The 14,243-nt window shown below is 42.5% G+C and carries 11 protein-coding genes and 2 tRNA genes; 5 read left to right on the top strand and 8 right to left on the bottom strand.

The features are described from left to right. Positions 1-162: 162 nt before the first annotated feature. The 3 genes from MN200_RS14805 (at position 163) to MN200_RS14795 (ending at position 1,345) form a co-directional block, all read left to right on the top strand. Positions 163-238: transfer RNA gene (locus MN200_RS14805), tRNA-Phe, on the top strand. A 136-nt stretch (positions 239-374) separates the two neighbouring features. Then, positions 375-450, top strand: a tRNA-Phe gene (locus MN200_RS14800). A gap of 142 nt (positions 451-592) precedes the next feature. Next, complete coding sequence (locus MN200_RS14795) at positions 593-1,345, top strand: class I SAM-dependent methyltransferase (RefSeq protein WP_058870438.1); 753 nt, start codon at positions 593-595, stop codon at positions 1,343-1,345. A gap of 10 nt (positions 1,346-1,355) precedes the next feature. Here the strand turns inward: MN200_RS14795 and MN200_RS14790 are convergent, their stop codons facing one another. From MN200_RS14790 to ompR, 4 genes are all read right to left on the bottom strand, one after another. Further along, positions 1,356-1,775: a GNAT family acetyltransferase gene (locus tag MN200_RS14790; RefSeq protein WP_004691549.1), complete on the bottom strand. Its 420-nt coding sequence runs from the start codon at positions 1,773-1,775 to the stop codon at positions 1,356-1,358. A 129-nt stretch (positions 1,776-1,904) separates the two neighbouring features. After that, positions 1,905-3,422, bottom strand: coding sequence for an acetyl-CoA hydrolase/transferase family protein (locus tag MN200_RS14785; RefSeq protein WP_004978127.1), 1,518 nt, complete (start codon positions 3,420-3,422; stop codon positions 1,905-1,907). Positions 3,423-3,628: 206 nt separating this feature from the next. After that, positions 3,629-5,089 carry an ATP-binding protein gene (locus MN200_RS14780; RefSeq protein WP_058870437.1) on the bottom strand — a complete coding sequence of 487 codons (1,461 nt, stop codon included), beginning with the start codon at positions 5,087-5,089 and terminating at the stop codon, positions 3,629-3,631. A 303-nt stretch (positions 5,090-5,392) separates the two neighbouring features. Then, positions 5,393-6,157, bottom strand: coding sequence for a two-component system response regulator OmpR (gene ompR, locus MN200_RS14775; protein WP_004691545.1), 765 nt, complete (start codon positions 6,155-6,157; stop codon positions 5,393-5,395). Positions 6,158-6,493: 336 nt separating this feature from the next. On the opposite strand from ompR, the gene MN200_RS14770 reads away from it, so the two are divergent. Continuing rightward, positions 6,494-8,845 carry a Tex family protein gene (locus MN200_RS14770; RefSeq protein ID WP_242759775.1) on the top strand — a complete coding sequence of 784 codons (2,352 nt, stop codon included), beginning with the start codon at positions 6,494-6,496 and terminating at the stop codon, positions 8,843-8,845. A gap of 55 nt (positions 8,846-8,900) precedes the next feature. Here MN200_RS14770 and MN200_RS14765 read toward each other — a convergent pair whose 3' ends face one another. The 4 genes from MN200_RS14765 to MN200_RS14750 all read right to left on the bottom strand — a co-directional run bounded on the left by MN200_RS14765 (position 8,901) and on the right by MN200_RS14750 (position 12,239). Next, entirely contained in the window at positions 8,901-9,218 is a 318-nt protein-coding gene (locus MN200_RS14765; protein ID WP_242759774.1) for a hypothetical protein, read from the bottom strand. Positions 9,219-9,313: 95 nt separating this feature from the next. Continuing rightward, positions 9,314-9,634 (bottom strand): hypothetical protein, encoded by a 321-nt coding sequence (locus MN200_RS14760; protein ID WP_242759772.1) that lies wholly within the window; start codon positions 9,632-9,634, stop codon positions 9,314-9,316. Positions 9,635-9,765: 131 nt separating this feature from the next. Next, positions 9,766-10,653, bottom strand: coding sequence for an SDR family NAD(P)-dependent oxidoreductase (locus MN200_RS14755; RefSeq protein ID WP_242759771.1), 888 nt, complete (start codon positions 10,651-10,653; stop codon positions 9,766-9,768). A 308-nt stretch (positions 10,654-10,961) separates the two neighbouring features. Next, positions 10,962-12,239: an aminotransferase class I/II-fold pyridoxal phosphate-dependent enzyme gene (locus MN200_RS14750; protein WP_078425525.1), complete on the bottom strand. Its 1,278-nt coding sequence runs from the start codon at positions 12,237-12,239 to the stop codon at positions 10,962-10,964. Between the two features lie 295 nt (positions 12,240-12,534). Here MN200_RS14750 and ettA point away from each other — a divergent pair, with 295 nt between their 5' ends. After that, positions 12,535-14,196 carry an energy-dependent translational throttle protein EttA gene (gene ettA / locus MN200_RS14745; RefSeq protein WP_004978114.1) on the top strand — a complete coding sequence of 554 codons (1,662 nt, stop codon included), beginning with the start codon at positions 12,535-12,537 and terminating at the stop codon, positions 14,194-14,196. The last annotated feature ends 47 nt before the right edge of the window (positions 14,197-14,243 follow it).

Here is a 14,243-nt window from a genome sequence, read left to right as displayed (position 1 = left end):
TATTTTTTTTCATGAATCGCCATGGTGACGCGCTCTAAGTACAAAGAATGACTCAAAAAATGTACGAAGGGTATTGGGTTTGCTGTAAAAGTAAACACTCAAATGATTTTTTTGAAAACAGACTTGACGCTGCTTCGCTTAAACTGTTTAATACGCGACATCGGCGTGATAGCTCAGTAGGTAGAGCAACGGATTGAAAATCCGTGTGTCCCCAGTTCGATCCTGGGTCTCGCCACCATATTCAAAATCTTATTTAAAGATTTCAATCCCTGATCCCATCAGGGATTTTTTTTGCCTGAAATTTATCCGATCAAATAAAAAAGTGATGATTTTTATTGACTATTCATCCGAGATACGGCTTAATACACGGCATCGGCGTGATAGCTCAGTAGGTAGAGCAACGGATTGAAAATCCGTGTGTCCCCAGTTCGATCCTGGGTCTCGCCACCATATTCAAAAAAGTCTCAAACAATGTTTGGGGCTTTTTTTTGTCTCATGAAAAGTAGGATTGTATAAGATGTTGAACAACATCATGCTTTAGTTAATGGAAAATGTGCTAATTTTGAGTCAAAAATAAGACTGAGAATGGCTTATGAAAGACCGCTTTTCATCGGGAAGTCAGCTTTATCAACTCGCACGTCCAAGTTATCCAGCAAGTTTGATTCAAGAAATACTCAAGCATGTGGCGACTCCTCAATTTGCATGGGACTGTGGCGCAGGGTCGGGGCAATTGACTCAATTGTTGGCGCCGCATTTTGATGCCGTGGTGGCGACAGATATCAGTGCTCATCAGTTACAACATGCACCTTATTTTGAAAATGTCAGTTATCAGGTCCAATCCGCAGAGCACACCAGTTTTGCCGAGCAGAGTTTTGATTTAATCACGGTGGCTCAAGCCATTCATTGGTTTGATTTTGATGGTTTTTATGCAGAAGTGCGGCGGACTTTACGACCTGAAGGCATTTTTGCGGTCATTGGCTATGGTTTAATTCAGCTGCAGCAACCTGAGTTACAGGGCTGTATTGAGCGACTTTATTTTAAGACTTTGACAGGCTATTGGGATGCCGAAAGACGTTATATCGACGAGGCCTACCAAACCATTCCTTTTCCCTTTGAGGAAATAGCGACGCCTGAATTGTCGATGTCGTTTCAATGGTCTGCTGCTCAATTGTTGGATTATTTAAATACATGGTCTGCACTGAAACATTATCGAGCGAAAAATTCAAATGACCCCTTATATGAGTTCAAAGCATTCTTTGCGTTGGATGATCACGCGAACCAAGTTTTTGAGCTTAAATTTCCAATTTTTTTAAGATTGGGTCGTCTACCGGGATCGGCGCATTGAGTGTCTGAGCTTAATCGGCAATCAGACGTTTACCAAAGCATACGACTTCGATTTCCTCATAACCCAGTTGCTCATAGAAGCTTTGCACGTCGATATTTTCTTTACGTACAAGCAGTTGTAGTTTGGGGCAACCTAACGCAATCAGGCGCTTCTCGAGCTGCTGTATGAGTGCGGTTGCGACCCCATTGCGTTGAAAGTGTGGATGTACCGCCAAATAATTAATCCAGCCGCGATGACCATCATAACCACCCATCAACGTGGCGATGAGTTGTTCATCTTTAACCGCCAATAAAAATAAACCATCTTTTTGTGCGGTTTTTCTAAAAATATCAATTTCAGGGTTGTTCCAAGGGCGAGTGAGGTCGCATACCTCCCAAAGTGCAATGACATCTTCTAAATCTGTTTCGAGATAGGGGCGAATAATGAACATGAGCTTGGCATTTTTATTTTTTGGATGCCTTTAGATTAATTGAGTTTTTTTATTTTGATAAGTGTTTTATTACACTTTTCATCAGACATAAAAAAACGCCCAAGAGGGCGCTTTTTTTTAAACTTTAAATTAAGCAGATTTCGCTTCTGCTTGAACAGGAAGCATGTGACCTGTTTCTTCAAAGTTAGAATGCCAAGACAACGCTTCACGAAGAAGGTGAGGCGTATGACCACCTTTTGCACATGAGCGATCGAAGTAGTCATTTAATGCATCACGATACAGTGGGTGTGCACAGTTGTCGATAATCGCACGAGCACGTTCACGCGGTGCTAAACCACGCAGGTCAGCCAAACCTTGTTCTGTTACCAGGATGTCAACATCATGTTCAGCATGGTCGATGTGCGACGCAAACGGTACGATTGAAGAAATGTCGCCACCTTTTGCAATTGATTTGGTTACGAAGATTGCCAAGTGTGCATTACGTGCGAAGTCACCTGAACCACCAATACCGTTCATCATTTTCGTACCGCAAACGTGAGTTGAGTTCACGTTACCGTAAATATCAAACTCAAGCGCTGTGTTGATGCCGATAATACCTAAACGACGAACCAATTCAGGGTGGTTCGAAATTTCTTGCGGACGTAAAACCAATTTATCTTTGTACGCTTCAAGGTTATTAAATACTTTCTCGCCGTATTTTGCAGAAAGGGTAATTGATGAACCTGAAGCAAACTTCATTTTACCTGCATCAATCAATTCGAAAGTACAGTCTTGCAACACTTCTGAGTACATCACGAGGTCTTCGAAGTTCGAATCTTTAAGGCCTGTGAGTACAGCATTGGCAATTGAGCCAATCCCTGCTTGTAGTGGACCTAAGTTTTTCGGTAGACGCTCTTCAGCTACTTCTTTTTCAAAGAATGCGATTAAGTGGTCTGCAATGCCTTGAGTTTCATCATCTGGCGCAGTTACCGTTGATGGAGAGTCGTGCAAGTCGTTGTTGATGACGATACCGACGATTTTTGCAGGATCGATATTGATCGCGTGCGTACCAATACGCTCATCCACTTGAGTCAATGGAATCGGTTGACGTGTTGGACGGTAAGTTGGGATGTAAATATCGTGTAAGCCTTCAAATGCAGGGCTTAAGTTGGTGTTGATTTCAACAATCACTTTTTCTGCGAAAATTGCGAAGCTTGCAGAGTTACCTACCGACGTTGTTGGAATGATGCCGCCATCTTCAGTAATTGCAACCGCTTCAATGATCGCTACATCTGGCTTTTTCAACTGAAGATTACGCATTTGCTCAACAGTTTCAGACAAGTGTTGGTCAATGAACATCACTTCGCCATTGTTGATGGCTTTACGTAAAGTGTTGTCCACTTGGAACGGTAAACGACGTGCCAATACACCCGCTTCAGTCAATTGCTTGTCTAGGTCATTACCTAAAGAAGCACCAGTAATTAATGTGATTTTTAAAGGATTTGTGTGTGCACGTTTAACCAATGCCAAGGGTACAGCTTTCGCTTCGCCAGCACGAGTGAAGCCACTCATACCTACAGTCATGCCATCTTCAATAAAAGCAGACGCTTCTTCTGCACTGATGACTTTATCGTGAAGTGAAGCTAAACGGATACGATCTAAAGACATGGTTTACTCTCGTTAATATTCTGGATCTGGCACCGATTGTACCGATCAAGAACGACATTGTGCATACCTGTTAGGCTAAGGTCTAATTTTTTGAAAAAATGTGGGTATAAGGGATTCTGATGATTTGTAAGTGTTTGAAATATATTTGGTAAAATTAAATTGTTGAATAGTTGAACAAAATCGTTTGATCAACTATTGTACAAAGTTTAGAAATGCTCAACCAAGGTTTGCTTTAATTTTTCGAGTGGGTTGCTGCTGGAAATTTCAACATCTTGATTGTGATGAAGAGGCAGCGAAATAATTGCTTCAAGTCCGCCTTGTTCCCGATTATGAATGCTGAGTTGACCTTGGTGAATGTCAACAATGCGCTTTACAATGGCGAGACCTAAACCACTGCCTTGAACTGTTCTGGCTTCATTGCCACGCACAAAAGGTTGCATGAGTTCTTCAATTTGATCATCAGGAATACCTTCACCATGGTCTGCTACGCTAATTAAAATATGTTCATTTTCCACTGTTGCGGAAAGTTCAATCGGCTCAGCACCGTAGCGTTTTGAATTATTAATCAAGTTACCAATCAGGCGTTTAAGAGACAGACTACGTGCCTGAATAATCGGTAATTCAGCGGGTTCAAAACGAATATCTAGCGGTTTGAATTGCACCACCAATTCTTGTAACAACATATTTAAATCGGTGTCTTGGATTTCCTCATCCGAGCCGTCACGCATATAGGAAATGAACTGATTTAAGATCGCATCCATATCTTCAACGTCATAAATCAGTCCTTCTTTTAAAAAATCATCATCGGGCATCATTTCTGCACTGAGTCGAATACGGGTCAGTGGGGTGCGTAAGTCATGTGAAATCCCCGCCAACATAATCCGGCGGTCACGTTCAGTCTGATCTAGGGTGTAGATCATGTGATTAAACGCTTGGTTGACCTCACGAATTTCTTGGGGGCCGTGATTGGTCTCTAAATACGGCGCTGTGCCTGTTTTACTATAACTGTTGGCAGCATTTTGCAGACGACGCAGCGGGCGATTGAGCTGACGAACCAAGGTTAAAATAATGGCTGCTGCAATAAGGGGTACGCCAAGCAGCCAACCGAAAATTAACTCAGGGCTGTAGTTGGCATAGGTTTTTAGTGGTTCCCGTACCCAGTTGCCGTTCATTTCAGGCGTTTGAATCCAGATGCGCGGGCTAGGTTTAAATTGGAAATATACTGTGGCATGTTCGACTTTTAATTCTTTGGCCAGCTTAGCTTCAATTTGGTTGGTAAAGAACTCGGCAATCACCTTATCTTTAACATTGGGATATTCTTTGGGATCGGTGACGTATTCAATCCCGACGCGGCTTCTTAGCCAGTCATCGACATCGACTTCAGTATTTTGATGATAAATCCGTAAATCGGGGTTGTTGAGAATTTCTATTTCAACAGCAAGGTAACGAGCATGTTGTTGAATTTCTGGAAGATATAAGGTGCGCCAAAAGAACCACAAAGACATAAATAAACTGAAAAATACAATGAAGAGTACCAGTACGGTGGTGCGCATGGCAGCAGAACGCGGCTTGATTTTATCTAAAAAGCGTTCCCAACGCGTGCGTTTCCGTTCTGAATACGCTTCGTAATCTGTAAATTTTTGAGGGTCGATGGGTTCGAGTTTCACGTGATTTCCTGTTTCTATGTAAGAGACATAGTTCAATGGTGACAGGTATGCGATACGCGAAAAGTCATCTGCAATTGTTCGAGGCATGAGGTCTGGGTGTTATAAAGTTTCTGCGAGCATGATGTTGAAATGCAGAAATATGCCGAGTTTTGCAGATGACAATGGTTTTGCTTACTTTTGTCGAAACAAAAGTAAGGCGAACCGCAGGTTAATCGATAAAGTTGAGCTTAATTTTAGGACTCCGTCGTGCTGATTATTGCTACTCAGCTTAAAAAGACCGAAGCCGTATTTTTTAGTTTTGAATTATTCCGCGCCATCTGGAACGAACACATAACCCACACCCCAAACCGTTTGGATATAACGTGCGCGAGCAGGATTTTCTTCTACAAGACGACGTAGGCGCGATACTTGAACATCAATCGAACGTTCCATTGCGCCCCATTCACGGCCACGCGCAAGGTTCATCAATTTGTCGCGAGTCAAAGGTTCACGCGGATGTTGTACCAAGGCTTTGAGGACCGCAAACTCACCTGTAGTTAGGGTTACGACTTGACCTTCACGCGTTAGAGTGCGCGTTGATAAATCAAGTGACCATGGCCCAAAGCTGACCACTTCCATTTGTTGGCTTGGTGCACCTGGAACTTCACGCACTTGGCGACGCAGTACGGCGCGAATACGTGCTAACAACTCATTTGGATTAAATGGTTTCGGTAAATAGTCATCTGCACCCGCTTCTAGACCTGCAATACGGTCTGAGTCACTGCCACGTGCGGTGAGCATAATAATAGGCGTATCGATATTGGATTGGCGTAGACGACGACAGATGCTTAAGCCATCTTCAACAGGAAGCATGAAGTCGAGCACAATCAGTGAAAAAAGTTCACGTTGTAAGAGACGATCCATTTGGGTTGCGTCATGCGCTGTTTTTACCACAAAGCCTTTATCTTCTAAAAAGCGTTGAAGTAGCGTACGTAAACGCACATCGTCATCTACCACTAAAATGCGTTCAACGCGATCTGCATCGCTATGTACAGCATCTGTTTTTTCAGCAGGTACAACTAAACTCATTGAAGTGCTCCTTTATTCTTTATTGTCATCGTAAACAAAAGTCGGGATAGTCTTGAGTATACGACTCATTTGTATGTCTTTACTATGCTCTAAAGCAACAAATATTGCAGGTAAAATCAAGACATAGATACCAAATGTATACATCTTAGCCCATAGAAAAAAATGGCAAAGAATGCCTAAAAATAAGATTTAACACTGAAAATGAGATGGATTTATGAAATTTGCCTGAAATATGTCACATTTAAGCCATTAAATTAATAAAAACAGTTGTGGATTTTATAGTCTTGGTCTTTATAATCATGGCTTTTAGTACATATCCTTGTGGGATCACATACGATGACTGACTTAGTTCAGCAGTTGGCAAAAGAAATTGCCGTACGTCCAAATCAAATCGAGGCTGCCATCAAGTTGATTGATGAAGGTGCTAGCGTTCCATTTATTGCGCGTTACCGTAAAGAAGTCACGCAAGGCTTAGATGATGCACAGTTACGTCAGCTCGATACACGTTTGGCTTATTTACGTGACTTATTTGAACGTCGCGACAAGGTAATCGAATCATTAAAAGAACAAGACAAATTGTCTGATGATTTATTGGCACGTGTAAATGCTGCTGAAACTAAAAATGCCTTAGAAGAAATTTACGCACCGTACCGTCCAAAACGGACCAGTAAATCATTTAAAGCCAAAGAAGCAGGCTTAGGCCCGATTGCAGAAAAAATCTTTGCAGAAGCGGTTGATCCAGCTGAAGCATTGGCGAGCTTTAGCCATGAAGATTATCCAGATCTAGAAAGTCAGCTGGATGCGATTCAACATATTTTAATTGATGACTGGGCGCAGAACATTGCACTGACCACTGAACTTAAGGCTACGTTTGCAAAAACGGCCACTTTAAAAAGTTTAGTGGCAAGTGATGAGAAAAAAGAAGTTGGCAAAAAATTCCGCGATTACTTCGACTTTTCTGAAAATTTAAATAAAGTCCCGTCACACCGTTTATTGGCTATGTTACGTGGTCGTCAAGAAAACGTTTTGGGTTTAAAGGTTGATGGTGAAGATGATGCACCATTGGCGCGTATTGAAACAGAATACAGCCTTGAAACTGCACAGCCGCAAGCACGTCAAGACTATTTAAAACAAACGGCTAAATTGTTCTGGTTAGGTAAGGTTCGTCCAAGCATCGAACATTCGTTGCTCACTGAAAAACGTCTTGCAGCTGAGTCTGAAGCCATGGATGTTTTTGCTGAAAACTTACGTCATTTGTTGTTATCTGCACCTGCGGGCGCACGTACAACATTGGGTGTAGACCCTGGCATCCGTACAGGGGTGAAATTGGCTGTGGTGAATGCATCAGGTGATGTACTTGCACATAGCACGGTTTATCCATTTGCACCTAAAGATGATAAAGCGGGTTCAATTGCAGAACTGGCGCGTTTATGTCGCGAGTTCAATGTTGACCTGATTGCCATTGGCAATGGTACAGCCAGCCGTGAAACAGAAAGCGTTGTGGCTGAAATGATGGCTGCGAATAGCGATCTTAAATTGACCCGTGTTTCTGTATCAGAAGCGGGTGCATCGGTTTATTCAGCATCTGAATTGGCTTCTGCGGAGTTACCAGAGTTAGATGTGTCGATTCGTGGTGCAGTGTCGATTGCACGTCGTTTACAAGACCCATTGGCTGAACTGGTGAAAATCGATCCAAAATCGATTGGTGTAGGTCAGTACCAACATGATGTGAACCAAACTGGTTTGGCAAAAACGCTTGAAGCGGTGGTTGAAGACTGTGTGAACTCGGTGGGGGTGGATGTTAATACTGCATCATCTGCTATTTTGGGTTATATCGCAGGTTTGAATAAGTCGATTGCACAGCAAATTGTCGATTTCCGCAAAGAAAATGGTCGTTTTGACAACCGCCAAGATTTGAAGAAAGTGCCACGTTTAGGCGAGCGTACTTTTGAACAAGCGGCAGGTTTCTTACGTATTCAAGATGGTTCAGAGCCACTGGATGCTTCTGCTGTTCACCCAGAGTCTTATGCGTTGGTCGGTAAAATTGTTGAAGCGAAAGCGACGACAGTGAAAGATATCATTGGTAACTCTGAAATCATTCGCCAAGTGAATGCTGAAGAATTTGCAGATGAGAAATTTGGTTTACCAACTATTCAAGATGTACTGTCTGAACTGGAAAAACCAGGTCGTGATCCGCGTCCAGAGTTCCGTACAGCAAAATTCCGTGAAGACATTACGGAAGTTGCTCAACTGACTGAAGGCATGCAGCTTGAAGGTGTCGTGACCAATGTGACGAACTTCGGTGCTTTTGTGGATGTTGGTGTACACCAAGACGGTTTAGTTCATATTTCAGAGTTGGCCAATGAATTTGTTGCAGATCCGCATAAAGTGGTGAAGCCGGGGCAAATTGTGCAAGTACGTGTACTCACAGTAGATGCTGAGCGTAATCGTGTGAATTTGTCGATGCGCCCTGAAGGTGCTGAAGCGGCTAAAGCTCCGCGTCAACCACGTCGTGAAAATACAGAGCGTAGTGAACGTAAACCACAAGGTAAACGTCCACAACAAGCACGTCCGCAAGGCGAGCGTGCTCAAACAAACAAGAAGCTGCAAACGGCTAAACCTCAAGAAAATAAAATTGGTGGTTTAGGTGCATTGTTACTTCAAGCAGGGATTAAAGGTTCGAAATAACTTTTAAAATTTGAGTAAAAAACCTCCCAAGTGGGAGGTTTTTTTATGGTTAATTTTATCCGTTGATGATGGGTACGATCCAACTGGTGATAATCAACATAATGCCAAAATGCCCAAGCTTTCGGCAAACTTTGACAAAAGTTGGAGCGGGTTGTTCCAATCTCGTCGCATAATCTGTGAGGCTTATGGCTTGAGTGCTGCGGCTATGCCACAGGAAAACAGCAAGATCGATACAGATTAGAATCGTCCCGACATTGGCCACGATATCCATCATCACATAATCTTGTAAATACAGGCTACTGCCTACTCGGTAGCAGAGATAAATCGCGAAAGCGATACACACATATTGCAGTACGAAAGTAAAAGCGCGCATAAATTCACAAAATAAAAAAAGACGGCTGTTTATAACACAAAAAGTAGAAGTGTCATGTCGTCTTTATCTTTTGTCCGCAAAAAAAGGTATGAGTCTTAACTGATTAGGCTTTGTGCAATCAGGCTGGAAAAAATGGAGACTAAACCTATTTTTGAAAAAATATTGCTATACATGCTTGAGGGTTGTGAGGTTGGCTTGTTTTTTTTTAGCGAGTGTATTTCACTCGTTGGTAGGGTAGGCTGTTGCGGTGCGTGTTGGCTCTTAAAGCCAAATTCGAGCAAGATCATCAGCAAACCGCCATGAATCAGCACTTGCCATATTGAAATATGAGAAAGAGTAAGTTCTGTATACAGATTAAAAGCAGTGATTGCAGCAAAGATGAAGCAAAAAAGCTTGAATAAATAAAGTGTCTGCATTTCTTTTCCCCTTTTATAATTGCTTTTATGATGAGCTTTTTTTCTTAAGCGAATATTAAGCACTATAAAAGAGTTGAGAAAAATTTAGCTACCCAACCTTTGATCAAAGGTTGGGTAAATTGTAAGAAAACTTACCAGTGTTCACCTGGGAATAAGCGTGCATACGCTTTTTGTACCCAGTTGAGTTTTTGCTGTTCACCCACAGACGCGGTAGAACTTGGGAATAAGTTATAACCAATCGACATGAGCTTATTGTTGATGTCTGGTGCAATTGAATAAGTAATCGATGCCAAGCGACCTAAGTTAGTTGCCACTTTCTTCGGACGTTTCACAATCGCATAAGCAACCAGATCTGCTGCTTGTTCAGGCGAAAGAGTTGGGACGTATTTATAAATTTTCGTCGGCGCAATCATCGGGGTGCGTACCAAAGGCATATACACCGAAGTAATCGCAATTTTATGTGAATGCACTTCGGCAGAAAGACAGCGACTGAATGCATCTAATGCGGCTTTAGACGCCACATAAGCCGAGAAACGAGTGGCATTTGCCAATACGCCAATCGAGCTAATGTTAATAATATGCCCATCACGACGAATCATCATTTGTGGCAGGATGTTCATGACTAAACGTACAGCACCAAAGTAATTGAGCTGCATGGTACGTTCAAAGTCGTGGAAGCGTTCAGCTGACTCATGTACAGCACGGCGGATTGAACGACCTGCGTTATTAATTAAAATATCAATATGATCGACTGAAGCTAAAATTTGCTTAGAAACTTCATCAATCGAGTTTAAATCATTTAAGTCGCATGGAAAAACAGAGGCTGAACCCCCTTTGGCTTCGATTTCTGCTTTAACTTCTTCTAATGTTTCTTTGGTGCGCGAAACTAAAAGGACGTGTGCTCCTGCGTCAGCCAGTTTGTGTGCAACGGTTAAACCAATACCACTTGAAGCGCCTGTAATTAAGACGGTTTTTCCATTTACACGTTCTTTAAAAAGTCTATCCATTCTTGAATTCACGTTATCATTCCTGATCTAAGTCAAATATTTGAGGGTTATGGCTGTTTTTATATTCGATTATTAAGGCTGCATTTTCTGAGAAATGTAGCGGCTTTCCTTCAAGGTATAATACCTAAACTGCTTAAAAATATCACTGCATAAGTTATTGAAATAATAAATAAAATTAGAGTAAAAGCTCTATTTTATTTCTTCTAATTACTTGTTTTTAACATGAATTCAATCAAAGTGAAAGGGCTATAAATATAAAAGACAAGCGTATAAAAAACCTCAATCATGTGATTGAGGTTTTAAGTTTAGCACTCTGTATTTTAGACTTGAGCCAAGGCCTGTTCTAAATCTGCAATTAAATCATCAATATGTTCAATACCTACAGATAAACGTACCATATCAATACTTACTCCAGCAGACTTTAATTCTGCTTCATTCAGTTGGCGATGTGTGGTGGTAGCGGGGTGGCAGGCCAGACTTTTGGCATCGCCAATATTGACCAAGCGAGTGAAGAGTTGTAGTGCATCAATAAAGCGAGTGCCCCCTTCACGGCCATCTTGTACCCCAAAGGATAAAATTGCCGAAGGTTTTCCTTTGACATATTTTTGCGCCAAGCCATGCTGAGGGTGATCTTTCAGGCCGGCATAATTGACCCATTTCACTTTGGGATGGGCTTGTAAATATTCTGCGACTTTCTGCGCATTTTCAGTATGACGTTCCATACGCAGGTTTAACGTTTCTAAGCCTTGTAGAATCAAGAACACGCTTAAAGGGCTAATCGCAGCACCAGTATTACGTAAAGGCACCACGCGGGCACGCGCGATATAAGCTGCTTCGCCTAGAGCTTCGACATAGTTCACGCCGTGATAGCTTGGGTCTGGCGTATTCAGCACTTTAAAACGTTCAGGATATTTGCCCCAAGGGAATTTACCGCTATCGACAATCGCACCGCCAATTGAGTTACCATGCCCGCCAATATATTTTGTTAATGAATGCACCACAATATCTGCGCCATACTCAAAGGGTTTCAGCAGCGCAGGGGTTGCGACGGTATTATCGACCACCACAGGCACGCCATATTCATGCGCGATTTTGGCAATCGCTTCTAGATCGATAATATTGCCAAGTGGGTTGCCAATCGATTCAACAAAGACCAACTTGGTTTTTTCATCAATTAAACCGCGTAGGGCTTCAGGGTCTTGATAATCAAAGAAACGGACTTCAATGCCTTGTTTCGGTAGAGTGTGGGCAAACAGGTTATAGGTGCCACCGTACAAGGTCGAAACAGAAGCAATGTTGTCTCCTGCTTCGGTAATCGTCTGAATCGCATAAGTAATGGCTGCCATGCCAGAGGCTAAGGCCAACGCACCAATGCCCCCTTCGAGTGCGGCTAATCGTTGTTCTAGCACCGCAGTGGTCGGGTTCATAATTCGGGTATAAATATTACCTTGTACTTTAAGGTCAAATAAATCCGCACCATGTTGCGTATTATCAAAGGCATAAGAGGTGGTTTGATAAATCGGTACGGCCACTGCTTTGGTGGTGGCTTCAGGGCTATAACCAGCATGGATAGCCAAAGTTTCATCTTTATAGGTCATGGGACTTCATCTGCGTGAGTTAAATATTGCACAGTCTACCATCAATGAATATGAGTGAAAGTGTGAAAATAATGAATATTTATCTAAAAAATTCATAAAGATGAGCTGCGATCAGCTACTTGGCTGTGGAAAAGTGAGATAAAGAGTATGTTTAAAAAATAACCGCACTGAAAGTTGTAACATTGCATTGAAGATCGGTTTCATGCCTTATTTTTTCAACGTATTCATCGTATAATGCCCGCAAATATTTTTTCGCTTCTTGCGATTTTTTGGTTTTTCTATTGAGGAGTCCTACGTGGCCCAATATATTTATACGATGAACCGAGTGTCTAAAATGGTTCCGCCTAAGCGCGAAATCTTAAAAGACATCTCTTTGTCATTTTTCCCGGGTGCAAAAATTGGTGTACTTGGTTTAAACGGTGCAGGTAAATCGACCTTGCTTCGTATTATGGCGGGCGTAGACAAAGATTTCTCTGGTGAAGCGCGTGCGCAACCGGGTATCAAAATTGGTTACCTAGAACAAGAACCGCCACTTGATCCAAATAAAGATGTCCGTGGAAACGTAGAAGATGGTTTACGTGAACCATTGGATGCTTTGGCACGTTTGGACGAAGTGTTTGCTGAATATGCAGCAGAAGATGCAGACTTTGATGCATTGGCAAAAGAGCAAGAAAAACTTGAAGCGATTATCCATTCATGGGATGCGCATAACCTTAGCAACCAAATGGATCAAGCTGCAGCTGCCTTGAACCTACCTGCTTGGGATGCAGATGTAAGCTTGCTTTCAGGTGGTGAGCGTCGTCGTGTTGCATTGTGTCGTTTGCTTTTATCTAAGCCAGACATGTTACTTCTAGACGAACCGACGAACCACTTGGATGCGGAATCTGTGTCTTGGTTAGAGCGTTTCTTGAAAGACTTTGCCGGCACGATTGTGGCGATTACGCACGACCGTTATTTCTTGGATAACGTGGCGGAATGGATTCTTGAGCTTGACCGCGGTATGGGTATTCCATATCAAGGCAACTATTCTTCTTGGTTAGAGCAAAAGAATGCGCGTCTAGAGCAAGAGAACAAGCAAGAAGAATCTTTTGCTAAAGCATTGAAGAAAGAACTTGAATGGGTTCGTTCAAATGCGAAAGGTCAGCAAAAGAAAAACAAAGCGCGTATGGAGCGTTTTGAAGAGCTTAACTCACGCGAATTCCAACAGCGTAACGAAACTTCTGAAATCTATATTCCACCTGGCCCACGTCTAGGCAATAAAGTCGTAGAAGTGGAAGGCATCAGCAAATCATTTGATGGTCGCGTACTGTACGAAAACCTAAGCTTTACCGTACCGCCTACAGCAATTGTGGGTATCGTGGGTCCAAACGGTGCGGGTAAAACCACACTGTTCCGTATGATGACGGGTGAACAACAGCCAGACACAGGTACGGTGACTTTGGGTGAGTCGGTTAAAGTGGCGTATGTGGGTCAGATTCGTGACACTTTGGATAACAACAAAACCGTTTGGGAAGAAGTTTCTGGCGGTTTAGATATCTTAAGAATTGGCGATTATGAAATTGCATCGCGTGCTTATATCGGTCGTTTTAACTTTAAAGGTCAAGACCAGCAGAAGCGTGTAGGTGAGTTGTCAGGCGGTGAGCGTAACCGTTTACAACTGGCGAAAATCCTACAAATGGGCGCAAACGTCATCTTACTGGATGAGCCATCGAACGACTTGGATATCGAAACCTTACGTGCACTTGAGGATGCAATTCTTGTATTCCCAGGTACGGTAATGGTGGTGTCGCATGACCGTTGGTTCCTTGACCGTATTGCAACGCACATCTTGTCGTTTGAGAACGAACAGCCTGAATTCTATGAAGGCAACTATGCTGAATATGAAGCCTATCGTTTAGCGCGTTTGGGTGATGCTGCAGTTCAAAAACGCACCAAATACAAGAAAATTGGCGGTTAATGCTTCCGTTAATTTAATTAAAAAAACCAGCCTTCGGGCTGGTTTTT

It is taken from the genome of Acinetobacter sp. LUNF3 (genome assembly GCF_022699605.1).
Lineage (GTDB): Bacteria > Pseudomonadota > Gammaproteobacteria > Pseudomonadales > Moraxellaceae > Acinetobacter > Acinetobacter johnsonii.
Note: the sequence above shows the minus strand (reverse complement) of the source record. Positions and strands in the feature narration are given on the sequence as shown.

Excerpts from the sequence above, each read along its gene's own strand:
- ompR (WP_004691545.1), bottom strand. The coding sequence starts at position 6,157 with ATGAGTTTAGTTGTACCTGCTGAAAAAACAGATGCTGTACATAGCGAT.
- MN200_RS14770 (WP_242759775.1), top strand. The coding sequence starts at position 6,494 with ATGACTGACTTAGTTCAGCAGTTGGCAAAAGAAATTGCCGTACGTCCA.
- MN200_RS14790 (WP_004691549.1), bottom strand. The coding sequence starts at position 1,775 with ATGTTCATTATTCGCCCCTATCTCGAAACAGATTTAGAAGATGTCATT.
- MN200_RS14785 (WP_004978127.1), bottom strand. The coding sequence starts at position 3,422 with ATGTCTTTAGATCGTATCCGTTTAGCTTCACTTCACGATAAAGTCATC.
- MN200_RS14750 (WP_078425525.1), bottom strand. The coding sequence starts at position 12,239 with ATGACCTATAAAGATGAAACTTTGGCTATCCATGCTGGTTATAGCCCT.
- MN200_RS14795 (WP_058870438.1), top strand. The coding sequence starts at position 593 with ATGAAAGACCGCTTTTCATCGGGAAGTCAGCTTTATCAACTCGCACGT.
- MN200_RS14760 (WP_242759772.1), bottom strand. The coding sequence starts at position 9,634 with ATGCAGACACTTTATTTATTCAAGCTTTTTTGCTTCATCTTTGCTGCA.
- MN200_RS14765 (WP_242759774.1), bottom strand. The coding sequence starts at position 9,218 with ATGCGCGCTTTTACTTTCGTACTGCAATATGTGTGTATCGCTTTCGCG.